At 63.7% G+C, this 12372-nt stretch carries 9 protein-coding genes and 1 pseudogene; 4 read left to right on the forward strand and 6 right to left on the reverse strand.

Features of this window, described 5'->3' with window-relative positions; genetic code table 11:
- Positions 1 to 85 (reverse strand): transposase (locus Q0O40_RS15915; protein ID WP_367183703.1); only part of this gene is annotated, 85 nt, incomplete at its 3' end.
- Positions 86 to 161: 76 nt separating this feature from the next.
- Between Q0O40_RS15915 and Q0O40_RS13090 the strand changes: the two genes are divergently transcribed.
- The 3 genes from Q0O40_RS13090 (at position 162) to Q0O40_RS13100 (ending at position 2526) form a co-directional block, all read left to right on the forward strand.
- Positions 162 to 374: a type II toxin-antitoxin system VapC family toxin gene (locus Q0O40_RS13090; protein ID WP_295530611.1), complete on the forward strand. Its 213-nt coding sequence runs from the start codon at positions 162 to 164 to the stop codon at positions 372 to 374.
- A gap of 2 nt (positions 375 to 376) precedes the next feature.
- The gene (gatB, locus tag Q0O40_RS13095; RefSeq protein ID WP_295530614.1) at positions 377 to 1876 is read left to right on the forward strand and encodes an Asp-tRNA(Asn)/Glu-tRNA(Gln) amidotransferase subunit GatB; all 1500 of its coding nucleotides are present in this window, start codon (positions 377 to 379) and stop codon (positions 1874 to 1876) included.
- Between the two features lie 134 nt (positions 1877 to 2010).
- Positions 2011 to 2526 (forward strand): hypothetical protein, encoded by a 516-nt coding sequence (locus tag Q0O40_RS13100; RefSeq protein WP_295530617.1) that lies wholly within the window; start codon positions 2011 to 2013, stop codon positions 2524 to 2526.
- Positions 2527 to 2537: 11 nt separating this feature from the next.
- On the opposite strand, the gene clpB is transcribed toward Q0O40_RS13100, so the two are convergent.
- A complete protein-coding gene (gene clpB, locus Q0O40_RS13105) occupies positions 2538 to 5117 on the reverse strand; it encodes an ATP-dependent chaperone ClpB (protein ID WP_295530620.1) in 2580 nt (859 codons plus the stop codon).
- 203 nt (positions 5118 to 5320) lie between these two features.
- Between clpB and Q0O40_RS13110 the strand changes: the two genes are divergently transcribed.
- Positions 5321 to 8239 carry a pitrilysin family protein gene (locus Q0O40_RS13110; protein ID WP_295530623.1) on the forward strand — a complete coding sequence of 973 codons (2919 nt, stop codon included), beginning with the start codon at positions 5321 to 5323 and terminating at the stop codon, positions 8237 to 8239.
- A gap of 13 nt (positions 8240 to 8252) precedes the next feature.
- Here the strand turns inward: Q0O40_RS13110 and Q0O40_RS13115 are convergent, their stop codons facing one another.
- The 4 genes and pseudogenes from Q0O40_RS13115 to Q0O40_RS13130 form a co-directional block, all read right to left on the reverse strand.
- Positions 8253 to 9680, reverse strand: a complete 1428-nt coding sequence (locus Q0O40_RS13115; RefSeq protein WP_295530625.1) for a hypothetical protein — start codon at positions 9678 to 9680, stop codon at positions 8253 to 8255.
- An 83-nt stretch (positions 9681 to 9763) separates the two neighbouring features.
- Positions 9764 to 11068: a UDP-N-acetyl-D-mannosamine dehydrogenase gene (gene wecC / locus Q0O40_RS13120; protein WP_295530629.1), complete on the reverse strand. Its 1305-nt coding sequence runs from the start codon at positions 11066 to 11068 to the stop codon at positions 9764 to 9766.
- Positions 11058 to 12177, reverse strand: a pseudogene (gene wecB / locus Q0O40_RS13125) (non-hydrolyzing UDP-N-acetylglucosamine 2-epimerase). Before wecB ends, wecC begins: the two are co-directional and overlap by 11 nt.
- Positions 12178 to 12216: 39 nt before the next feature.
- The coding region (locus Q0O40_RS13130) for an agmatine deiminase family protein (protein ID WP_295530633.1) at positions 12217 to 12372 on the reverse strand (156 nt) is incomplete at its 5' end.

The following is a 12372-nucleotide window of genomic DNA, read 5'->3' on the forward strand; positions in this document are numbered from 1 at the left end:
GGGCCAGATCAGCTGTCTTCCCGCCCGCCTCTGCCTCCTTCAGCACTCCGATAATCTGCTCTTCCGTGAACCGTGATCGCTTCATCTGTCCGTCCTTCAAGGGGCCGGACTCTAATCATTCTTGGAGGAAAATCAGGGGGTCACGTCACCGGCTCGAAATAATGATCACTGCGCTCACCCGTGAGGACGCCTTCCGCCCCGCGCAAGCCTTTGCCGAATACCGCAGGCGTGGCGGCGAGCGGCAAGCCATCCTGCCCGACTTCCTGATCGGCGCGCAGGCCGAAATCAGGGGCTGGCCACTGGTTACGCGGGACCGTAAAGGCTTTCAAAGCTACTTTCCCGATCTTCAGATCATCGATCCGACAGAAGACTGAACATGACTGACACCGCATACCGCATCCACGGCGCAACCGGCGAATGGGAGGTCGTGATCGGCCTTGAAGTCCATGCGCAGATAACCACGCACGCCAAGCTGTTTTCCGGCTCCTCCACCACGTTCGGCGCGGAGCCCAATGCGCAAGTGTCGCTGGTCGATGCGGCGATGCCGGGCATGTTGCCTGTGCCCAATCGGGAGTGCATCCGCCAGGCAGTGCGCACCGGCATGGCGATCGATGCGCAGATCAATCCGTGGTCGAGGTTTGATCGCAAGAACTACTTTTATGCCGATTTGCCGCAGGGCTACCAGATCAGCCAGCTTTATCATCCCATCGTGGGCGAAGGCGCGATCGAGATCACGCCCGACGAAAAGCACCCCGATCAGACCAAGACCATCGGGGTCGAGCGCATCCATGTCGAGCAGGATGCGGGCAAGTTGATGCACGATCAGCACCCGACGATGTCCTACGTCGATCTCAACCGCTCGGGTGTCGCCCTGATGGAAATCGTCAGCCGCCCCGACATGCGCAGCCCGGCTGAGGCGGGTGCTTATCTCGCCAAGCTGCGCACGATCCTGCGCTATGTCGGCAGCTGCGATGGCAACATGGATCAGGGCAGCATGCGCGCCGATGTGAATGTCAGCGTGCGCCGCCCCGGAGAGCCGCTCGGCACGCGCACCGAGACCAAGAACGTCAATTCGGTGCGCTTTGTCATGCAGACGGTGGAGGTCGAGGCGAGCCGCCAGGTCGATGTGCTCGAGGCAGGCGGCAAGATCGTGCAGGAGACGCGCCTGTTCGATGCCGATACCGGCACGACCCGCTCGATGCGCAGCAAGGAAGACGCGCACGATTACCGCTATTTCCCCGATCCGGACCTGCTGCCGATCGAACTGGAACAGGCGTTCCTAGATGAATGCCGCGCAAGCCTGCCCGAGCTTCCCGACGCCAAGCGCCGCCGCTATGAGACCGCGCTGGGCCTCTCGCCCTACAACGCGGGTGTGCTGACGGCGGACGTGGACACCGCGCGCTGGTTCGAGCACCTGCTCGCCGCCACCGCCGCGCAGGCCGGTAAGCCCGATGCCGATGTCGCCAAACAGGCCGCCAACTGGCTGACCTCCGAACTGTTCGGCGCGCTGAACAAGCTGGGCCGCACGCTGGATGACAGCCCGGTGAGCGCCGAGGCCGGCGGCGAGCTGCTCGCGCTGATCAGCAATGGCACGATCTCGGGCTCCATCGCCAAGCAGGTGCTCGAAAAGATGCTTGAAAGCGGTGATGCGCCGGGCGTGATCGTGGAGCGTGACGGGCTGAAACAGACCAGCGACACCGGAGCGATCGAAGCCGCCGTCGATGCCGTCCTCGCCGCCAATACCGACAAAGTGGAGCAGTACAAGGGCGGCAAGGAAGCCCTGTTCGGCTTCTTCGTCGGCCAGACGATGAAAGCGATGCAGGGCAAAGGCAATCCGGGGCTGGTGAACGAAGTGCTGAAGGCCAAGCTGGGGTAGGCGATTTTCGCCATTCCGGCCGGCGATGGTTTCGCCTTGGCCGGTATGTATCAAAGGGGGCTGCCATGCGTTTTGGCGAGTGCGAAACTGTCCCTTTGAAGCGAAAAGCTCTGCTCCTGCTGGTTTGCGGCCTCTTGCCTCATTCTGCGCTGGCGCTTGATCGCACCGCGCCGGAGGGCCTGAACCCGGTTAGCGCGAGCGCAGTCGATATACCCATCGCCAGCACCGTCGGCCCCTTGCGGGCCGGCAAACTCTGCCTGCCCAATGGCAAAGTGCGCGTCCGCGACTTTGTCAGCGGTCAAAGTGCGTTCGGCGTGATGGTGACTGAGGCCATGGATGATCTCGATAGTGATCGAAGGACCCGCCTGTCGGCTTTGAAAACGCCATTGTCGGTTCATCTTGTCGGGATCAAGGCAAAGCTCTGTGCGCGCGATTGGGGTGCCTTCGGCTTTGGTGACAGGCGTGCTCTGGCCGGGGAGGCCGCCTTCACGTTCGAGCTTGGCGTGACGCGTCAGGGCGCTGCGCCCGCGACCAGACACGAGATTCCGCTCAAACTCAAAGGTGCCGATGCCCTGCCGCCGCCGGACATCCTGCACTTAGCGCTAGTGCAACTTTTATCCGAAGCTGCGGATGACGCCCGCCCGCAATAACGCTGCCATCCTCACTCCACCCGGAATCTCAGCCCGCCTTCGCCTTCGTCGATCTGTACCGTGCTGCCGTCGGGGATTTCGCCCGCCAGCAGACGTTCGGCGAGGGGGTCTTGCAGGTAGCGTTGCACCGCGCGTTTGAGGGGCCGCGCGCCGTAGATCGGGTCGTAGCCGATGCGGCCAAGCTGCCGTTTGGCGGCGTCGGTGAGCGCGATGGCGATCTTGCGGTCCTTGAGCAGTTTCGCCACGCGGGCGACTTGCAGTTCCACGATAGGCGCCATGTGATCCTGCCCCAGCCGGTGGAACAGGATGATCTCGTCCAGCCGGTTCAGGAATTCGGGCCGGAAATGCGCGCGCACCAGTTCCATCACTTGCGGCTCGGCGACCGCGACATCCTGGCCCTCGGCCAGATTGGCGAGATATTGGCTGCCCAGGTTTGAGGTGAGGATGATCAGTGTGTTGGTGAAATCGACCTGGCGGCCATGCCCGTCGGTCAGGCGGCCATCGTCGAGCACTTGCAGCAGCACGTTGAACACATCGGGATGTGCCTTTTCGCCCTCGTCGAACAGCACGACCTGATAGGGACGGCGGCGCACCGCTTCCGTGAGCACGCCGCCTTCGTCATAGCCGACATAGCCCGGAGGCGCGCCGATCAGGCGGCTGACCGCGTGCTTTTCCATGAATTCGGACATGTCGATGCGCACCATCGCGCTGTCGTCGTCAAACAGAAACCCGGCCAGCGCCTTGGTCAGTTCGGTCTTGCCGACACCGGTGGGGCCGAGGAACAGGAAGCTGCCAAGCGGGCGATTGGGGTCTTGCAATCCGGCGCGGGCGCGGCGCACGGCTTTGGACACGGCATGGACCGCGTCCGTCTGGCCGATCACCCGCTGGCCGATGATCTCCTCCATCTTGAGCAGCTTGTCGCGCTCGCCCTGCAGCATCCGCTCGACCGGTATCCCGGTCCAGCGGCTCACCACCCCGGCGATATCGTCGGCGGTCACTTCCTCGCGCAGCAGGGCGTTGTCGGCCTGCCCCTGCGCCTGCGCCAGTTGGCGTTCCAGCTCGGGAATGCGGCCATAGGCAAGCTCGCCCGCCTTGGCGAGATCGCCGCTGCGCTGCGCTTGTTCCAGCTCGATCCGCGCAGCGTCGAGCGCTTCCTTGATCTTGCCCTCGGCGGCGATCTTGTCGCGTTCGTTTTGCCAGCGGGTGGTCAGCTCGCTCGATTGCTGCTCCAGATTGGCCAGCTCTTCGCGCAGCGCATCGAGCCTGTCCTTCGAGGCCTGATCGGTCTCCTTGGCGAGCGCCATTTCTTCGATCTTGAGCTGGATGATCCGCCGGTCGAGGTTCTCGATTTCCTCAGGCTTGCTCTCCACTTCCATGCGCAGGCGGCTCGCGGCCTCATCCATCAAGTCGATGGCCTTATCGGGCAGGAAGCGATCGGCGATGTAGCGGTTGGACAGCGTCGCGGCGGCGACAATCGCGCCATCGGTGATGCGCACGCCGTGGTGCAGCTCATACTTCTCCTTCAGCCCGCGCAGGATGCTGATGGTATCTTCCACGGTGGGTTCGCCAACGAACACCGGCTGGAAGCGGCGCTGCAGCGCGGGGTCTTTCTCGACATGCTTCTGATATTCATCGAGCGTGGTCGCGCCGATGCAATGCAATTCGCCGCGTGCCAGCGCAGGTTTGAGCAGGTTGGAGGCGTCCATCGCGCCCTCGCCTTTGCCCGCGCCGATCAGCGTGTGCATCTCGTCGATAAACAGGATGATCTCGCCTTCTGCGCCTTTCACCTCGTCGAGCACCGATTTCAGCCGCTCTTCGAACTCGCCGCGATATTTCGCGCCCGCGATCAGGCTGCCCATGTCGAGCGACATCAGGCGGCGATGCTTCAGGCTATCGGGCACGTCGCCATTGGCGATGCGGATGGCCAGGCCCTCGGCGATCGCGGTCTTGCCCACACCGGGTTCGCCGATCAATGCCGGGTTGTTCTTGGTGCGCCGTGCCAAAATCTGGATGGTGCGGCGGATCTCCTCATCGCGGCCGATCACTGGATCGAGCTTGCCGTCGCGCGCAGCTTGCGTCAGGTCGCGGGCGTATTTCTTCATCGCTTCGTAGGCGTTCTCGGCGCTGGCGCTATCGGCATTGCGGCCGCCGCGCAGCTCGCTGATCGCGGCTTCGAGCGCCTGCGGGGTGACATTGGCGGCTTTGAGCGCCTGCCCCGCCGAGGTCGTGGTGGCTAGCGCAAGCGCCACCAGAATGCGCTCAACGGTGACAAAGCTGTCGCCCGATTTCGTGGCAATCTGCTCGGCAGAATCGAGCACGCGCACGGCATCATTATCCAGCCCCGGCGTCTGCTGCGCGCCACCGCCCGAGACAGCGGCCATCTTGGCCAGAGCCTTGTCAACCTCAGCCTGCGCCAATGCAGGATTGCCGCCCGAACGATGGATCAGGCCAGAGGCCATGCCCTCGCCGTCTTCGAGCAGAGCTTTGAGCACATGATCGGGGGTGATCCGCTGGTGGCTATTGCGAATGGCGACGGTTTGCGCGGCTTGCAGGAAGCCCTTGGCGCGGTCGGTGAATTTCTCGAGGTTCATGGATGCAAATCCTCCTATTCAAGTCCAGAGATAGTGTTGCCTTTTAGCAACACAAGGGGCGCGCCGGAGAAATCGAAAGGTTTGGCCACAGGATCGCCTCCAAGGGAGCCAATGTAACGCGCGGCGGGCCATTTAGGCTCTGTTCAGGTGGGATATTGTCTGAAAGGATCACGTTTTGCTTTCAGCGATCAACCATGGTGCTCATGACCCGCATAATCGTTACCGGTTTTCTCGCGCTCGCCCTCACCTTGCCGCTGCCGACACTGGCGCAGACGCCTGCGCCAACAGCTGCAATCGCCCCGGCCGCCGCGCCGCTCGCCGATCTGGTGAAGGCGGTGTCGATTCCTTACGACCGCTTCACCCTGCCCAATGGCCTCACCGTGCTGGTGCACACCGACCGCAAGGCACCCGTGATCGCCGTTTCGATGTGGTATGACGTAGGATCGAAGCATGAGCCGCGCGGCAAAACCGGCTTTGCGCATCTGTTCGAGCATCTGATGTTCAACGGATCGGAGCATGCACCCGGAGATTTTTTTGAGCCGCTGCAGCAAATGGGCGCGACCGACTTCAACGGCACCACGTGGTTTGACCGGACCAATTACTTCCAGACGGTGCCGACCGGCGCACTCGATCGCATCCTGATGCTGGAAAGTGATCGCATGGGCTTTCTGCTCCCGGCGATGACGCAGGAGAAGCTCGATAACCAGCGCAGCGTGGTGAAGAACGAGAAGCGCGGGCGCGACAACGATCCTTATGGACTGGTCGAGTATGAGCAGTATGAAAACCTCTATCCCTCGGGCCATCCCTATCACCACAACACGATAGGCTCGATGGCCGATCTCGACAGCGCCTCGCTCGATGACGTGCGCGGCTGGTTTCGCGATCACTATGGCCCGAACAACGCAATTCTGGTGCTGGCGGGCGATATCGATCTGCAAACGGCGCGCGCCAAAGTAGCGCGCTGGTTCGGCGACATCCCGGCCGGGCCGAAGATTGTGCCCGTCGCGGCGCCAGTGCCGACGCTGCCTGCGCCCATGTCCAAAACGATCCTCGATCAAGTGGCAACCACGCGCATCCATCGGTTGTGGGCGGTGCCGGGGCTGGACAATCCGGATTACCTGCCGCTGCAAGTGGCTGGCGTGGTGCTCGGCGGGCTTGCCAGTTCGCGGCTGGACGATGCGCTGGTGCGCGGCAGCCAACTGGCAGTGGGGGTCACCGCGAGCGTCGATGTTTATGCGCAGGCGGCACAATTCATCGCTTCGGCCGATGTGAAGCCCGGTGCAGACGCGGACAAAGTGGGCATGGCGCTCGATGCGGAAATCGCACGGCTGATCAAGGAGGGGCCAAGCGCGGACGAACTGGCGCGCGCCGCCACCGTCATCGCCACCGGCCAGATCCGCCAGCTGGAATCGGTCGGCGGGGGCGGCGGCAAAGCCTCGACTCTGGCCGAGGGATTGCTGTTTTCAGGCAATCCTGAGCACTACCGCGATGAACTGGCGCGCGTTGCCGCGCTTACTCCCGATATGGTGCGCACGGCGATGGCCAAATGGCTGTCGCGCCCCGCCTTCACGCTCATCGTGAAGCCGGGCACGCGGACCGAAGGCGGCGAGGCGCGTGGCGGCTACCGGGCTGGCGGCGGCAGCGCGCGCCCAGCCTATTGGCGCGATCCGGCATTGGCGAGCACCGCCACCGCCGCGCAGCCACTCGCGCGCCTTGCGCCGGCTGCGAAAGACGCTGGCATTCCTGCCGCTGGCGCGCCTGATCGTTCAAAGGCCCCGCCCATCGCCGATATGCAGCCGCTCGAATTTCCCAAGATCGAGCGCGCAACGCTATCCAACGGGATGAAAGTGTTCTTCGCGCGGCGCGACGCGGTGCCGATCGTGTCGGTCCGTGTGGCGTTCGATGCCGGCTTTGCCGCCGATCCCAAAGCCGCGCTGGGCACCACCGCCTTGCTGCTCAGGCTGATGAACGAGGGCACCGAGACGCTCGATTCCTCCGCTTTGGCCCGCGCGCGCGAACGGCTCGGCGCGAATATCAACGGCTTCGCCACGGCCGATTTGACCGCCTTTCAGCTTGATGCGGTGACGCCCAATCTGGCCCCATCGCTTGATCTGCTGGCAGACTATGTGCGCCGCCCGGCGCTGGCCCCGGCAGAGCTTGAGCGGGTGCGCGCGCAGCAACTTGCCTTGATCGCGGCAGAGCTCAACGATCCCGGATCAGTGGCCACCCGCGTGCTTTATCCCGTGCTTTATGGCCCGGCACATCCTTACGGCATCCCGCCGCTGGGCACCGGCGAAGCGGCGGTGGTGAAGGCGCTCACCCGCGCGCAGCTGATCGCGCAGCATCATCGCTGGCTGCGGCCCGATACCGCCAATGTGTTCGTGGTCGGCAATACCACGCTGGCCGCCCTCGTGCCTTTGCTGGAGGCCAGCTTTGGCGATTGGAAGGCCCCAGCCGAGCCTGCACCGGTCAAGGATTTTGCCAAGCCCATTCCGGTGCCGAGCCCGCGCATCCTGCTGGTCGATCGGCCCGGCGCGCCGCAATCGATGATCACGGCGGGCCAAGTGCTGAGCGCCAAAGGAACCGAGGATCTGATCACGCTGCGCACCGCCAACGACGTGATCGGCGGCTTTCTGGGGCGAATCAACCTCAACTTGCGCGAGACGAAGGGCTGGGCCTACTCCACTGGCAGCGGGGTGAATGAGCGGAACGACCGGCTGCTGATCCGGCTGGTCGCCCCGGTGCAAACTGACAAGACGGGACCGGCCATCGCTGAAATCCGCAAGGAAATCTCTGGGTTCCTTGGGGCCGATGGCGTGCGCCCGGACGAGCTGGCGTGGTCAACCCAATCCAGCGCGCGCGAATTGCCGGGCATGTTCGAAACATCGGGCGAGGTGCTCGAAGGCATCGCCAAGATCGTTAATTTCAAGCGGCCGGACGATTATTTCGTGGGCTTGCCCGCCCGCTACAAGGCAATGACCGCCGCCGAGATCGACACGGCGGCCCGCGCTGCGATCGATCCAGCCAAGTTCGTCTGGGTGGTGGTTGGCGACGCTGCCAAGGTGCGCCCGCAGCTCGATGCGCTGGGCCTGCCGGTGGAGGTGGTCAAGGCTGCGGAGTAGTCACGCGCAGCCCTTATCGCCCGATCAGGCCCAGCGCATGCTTGATAAAGGCATCGCGGTCGGTCACCCATTCGGCATTGGCGGGAAGGCGCGGATTGACATAAGTCCAGCCTTCGTTCGAAAACACTTTGGTAAGCGAGCCCTTGGTGCCGAACGCCAGCGCCACCGCGCGCTGTTCGGCGCGGGTGGTCAGGCCTGCTCCAAGAACCGTCGATGTGCCGGGCTCGAAGCCGCGGCCGGCAGGCCGCAGCGCGAACACATATGGCTCAGTGCGGAAGCTGGCGACCGAGGTGTTAAAGAACACCGAAAGATAGACCTGATCGAGCGCGCCCAGCGGCACTGCGGGCATCCGCCAAGCCGGGCTGGCGACAACGTTCCACGGATAATGCTCGAGCGGGCCATAAAGGATCTCGCTGCGCAGATCGACCAGAGCCTCGCGCGGGGCCTGCTGCGGCTGCACGCGGCGGAGCTGCAGGTTGTTTGACCACGTAAACCCATACGCCGAGGCATCGATCAGAGGCATGGCGGAGGGCGCTGCGCCATTGGGCGCATTCGACACCGTCAGGTTTTCATAGACCCGCAGATAGGCCTTGTCCTTAAGCTGGTGGCCGCTCGCCTGATCGATCCAACCGTGTTGGCCATACCAGCGCACATTGCGAAAATGCGAGACCAACGTGCCATTGATATACGTACCATGCTCCTGATCGACATTGGTGCCGACATTGCCATCGATCTCGCTATCCTCGATATAGAGTATCGTTTCGCCGCCGGGCGCGAAGATGGCGTTCTTGCCGCCAAAAATCTTGGAACGGCGCACGACCGCAGTAAACAGGCCCGGTTTCTCGCCGGTAAATGTTTCCAGATGCAGCGCGCCGATCGCCTGGATCGCGCCGGGAAAATCGAGCGCTATATCCCGCATTTCGAAATGAATGCGATTTCGCCGGATATCCAGCGCGCGCATGTTGACCTTGGCCCACTCATCGTTGGTGCGAAAAGTGACCCGCTGCCCCGGGATCGATGAGCGCAGGATATACTGTGTGCCGCCCAAATCGCCGATGATATCTGGCTGATAGGGCGCAAAGGGATAGACGCAAGGCCTGCCGCTGCTGTCCTGCGCTTCGTAGACGAACTCGTATCCGCCTTCGGCGCGGCCATAAAGCGAGGCGGCATCGGTGCCTTTGTAGACCTCGCGCCCCGCAGCTTGCGAGGCATCGCATTTGACAAACAGCCGGATCGCAGGGCGGCGCAGACCGGTCATCGGCATGTAGAAGGGATAAAGACTATCATGCGCGGCAAATTCTGCCGGTGTGCGCGGCGGCGCAGGCTCTGGCGGCAAAGCGGGCTGCGATGGGGGCGCGGCGGGGACCGCTGCCGCAGGGGACGCGAGGGCGCGCTGGCTGGGCTGCGTGGCCGACTGCCCGTTGGCCCCGCTGCACCCCATGACGCTCAAGGCAATGAGCGGAACCGTCAGTCGCGCAATTTGGAATGCCACCCGATTCCCCTATAGTTGTGGGCTATCCTGGCTCAGCAGGCCAGCCGCAACCCTGCGGATACTGGTGCCTCGGCCGGTTGGTCGGGCCAGATGCCGCGCGTATCGTAGACCACTTTGCCGGTGCGTTCGACCAAAGGCACCACGCGAAAGACATCGTGGTCGACCAGCACGATGAACACGTCGCAGGTCTCCAGCGCGGTATCGATATCGATCAGGCTGGCACCGGTGTCGGTAAACTCAAGCGGCAGTTTCGCCGCATAAGGTTCGACCACATGCACGCGCGGCCCGAACTTGCGCGCGAGGCTCGCAGCGACAAAGCGCGCCGGGCTTTCGCGGAAATCGTCGATATTGGCCTTGAAGGCGAGACCGAGGCAGGCGACCTTGGCGTGCGGATGCGCTTCGACCATTGCTGTCGCGCGGGCGATTACATGGTGCATCTTGCCATCGTTGGTCTGGCGCGCGGTGCGGATCAGCGCGGTATCTTCAGGCGCGCCGTGCACGATGAACCAAGGATCAACCGCGATGCAATGCCCGCCCACGCCCGGCCCCGGCTGCAGGATGTTGACGCGCGGATGCCGGTTGGCGAGACTGATCACCTCCCACACATCGAGCCCCATCCGGTCGGCGATCATCGACAGCTCATTGGCAAAGGCGATGTTGACGTCGCGGTAGGCGTTTTCGACCAGCTTGGTCATTTCCGCCGAGCGAGCATCGGTGGTGACACACGTGCCGCGCACAAAACGCTTGTAGAACGCCAGCGCCTTGCGCGCGCAACGCGGCGTGATCCCGCCGATCGAGCGATCGTTGTTCGCCAGTTCTTCCAGAATGCGCCCGGGCAACACGCGCTCGGGGCAATAGGCGATCGAGACATCGGGCGTTTCGCGCGTCAGTCCCGGAAATTTCAGGTCTGGCCGCAGCCCGGCCATCAGATCGCGCATCTGCTCGGTGGTGCCAACCGGGCAGGTCGATTCAAGGATAACCGTATCGCCCGGCTTGATCACGCCTGCGACTTCGCTCGCCGCTGCCAGCACATAGGACACATCGGGCGTGTGATGGCCGTCCTTGGCAAACGGGGTCGGCACCGCGATGACGAAGACATCGGCAGGTTCGATCTGGGTGGAGGCGCGCAGCAGGCCGCGCTGGACCACGCCGTGCACCAGCCCGTCGAGATCGACTTCCTCGATGTGGATTTCGCCGCGATTGATCGTGTCGACCACGCTCTGGGTGATATCGAGGCCCAGCACCGGGCATCCGGCGCGAGCAATGATCGCGGCCGTGGGAAGGCCGATATACCCCAGGCCGACAACACAGACCCGCGGTTTCAGTTCACCCTGCATGCCCTAAGAGCTCCACGATACGATGGGCAGCACGGCCATCCCCGAAAGGATTGTGCGCGCGCCATGGCTGAATAGGCAGCCTTATCGTCGAGGAGGGTAAAGATTTCGGTAACGATGCGGGCAGTTTGCGTGCCCACCAGCTTGGCCGTTCCCGCCGCGATGCCCTCGGGGCGCTCGGTCGTCTCGCGCATCACGAGCACCGGCTTGCCCAGCGCGGGCGCTTCTTCCTGCACCCCGCCGCTATCGGTCAGCATGATCTCGCACAGCGAAAGGAGCCGGGCGAAATGCGGATAATCCAGCGGCTCGATCATCGCCACATTGGGCAGGCCCGCCAGCGCCGCATCCATCACTTTGCGCACATTGGGATTGGGGTGGACCGGGAAAATCAGCGCGACATCTTCGCGCGCTGCAATCTGGCGGATCGCCTCGGCAATCGCTTCGAGGCCGCCGCCGAAGTTCTCGCGGCGATGGCTGGTCACGCCGATGATCCGCTTGCCGGCAAACCGCGCTTCGATCTCGGCAAGGCCCGAGGCGAGCGCCGGGTCCGCTGCGGTTCGCGCGGAGACCCATTGCAACGCATCGATCACCGTGTTGCCCGTGACGTGGATCGCGGCGGCGGGCACATTCTCGGCGATCAGCGCCTCGGCAGAGGTGGTGGTTGGCGCGAAATGCAGCGCGGCGATGGTGCCGATGATCTTGCGGTTCACTTCCTCGGGCCAGGGGTGGTAGATGTTATGGCTGCGCAGCCCAGCCTCGACATGCGCGACCGCAACCTTGCGGTAATAGGCCGCCAGCGCGCCCGCCATCGCTGTCGCGGTATCGCCCTGCACCACCACCCAATCGGGCTTTTCCGCATCCATCACGCCGCCAAGGCCCGTGAGCAGCGCCGCGGTCAGTCCGTCAAGCGTCTGGTCAGGCCGCATCAGATCGAGATCATGCTCGGGCACGATGCCCGCAATTTCGAGCACCTGATCGAGCATGCCCCGGTGCTGCGCGGAAACGCAGGTGACCACGCGAAAGCGGGGGTCCGCCTTCAGCGCATGGATCACCGGAAACATCTTGATCGCTTCGGGGCGCGTGCCGAATACGAGAAGGATCGTTTTGGTCATTGCCCGGGTCTTAGCGCGGAGGGGTTAAGGCCCGCATAATCATACCGCCGGCATCTGCTGGCTGGAGCAATGAAAGCCGCCGCCGCCCGCCAGCACCGCATCGGCCATCAGCCCGATGGTGGCGCGGCCCGGAAACAATTCGGCAATTGCCGCCACGCCATCGGTATCGTGCACCGAACCGAACACCGGCACGAT

Origin of the sequence: Novosphingobium sp. Chol11 (assembly GCF_945870625.1) — a bacterium.
Taxonomy (GTDB): domain Bacteria; phylum Pseudomonadota; class Alphaproteobacteria; order Sphingomonadales; family Sphingomonadaceae; genus Novosphingobium.

Bases quoted from the DNA above. Each gene is read 5' to 3' on its own strand.
- Q0O40_RS13115 (WP_295530625.1), bottom strand. From the start codon at position 9,680: ATGGGGTGCAGCGGGGCCAACGGGCAGTCGGCCACGCAGCCCAGCCAG.
- wecC (WP_295530629.1), bottom strand. From the start codon at position 11,068: ATGCAGGGTGAACTGAAACCGCGGGTCTGTGTTGTCGGCCTGGGGTAT.
- clpB (WP_295530620.1), bottom strand. From the start codon at position 5,117: ATGAACCTCGAGAAATTCACCGACCGCGCCAAGGGCTTCCTGCAAGCC.
- Q0O40_RS13110 (WP_295530623.1), top strand. From the start codon at position 5,321: ATGACCCGCATAATCGTTACCGGTTTTCTCGCGCTCGCCCTCACCTTG.
- Q0O40_RS13090 (WP_295530611.1), top strand. From the start codon at position 162: ATGATCACTGCGCTCACCCGTGAGGACGCCTTCCGCCCCGCGCAAGCC.
- gatB (WP_295530614.1), top strand. From the start codon at position 377: ATGACTGACACCGCATACCGCATCCACGGCGCAACCGGCGAATGGGAG.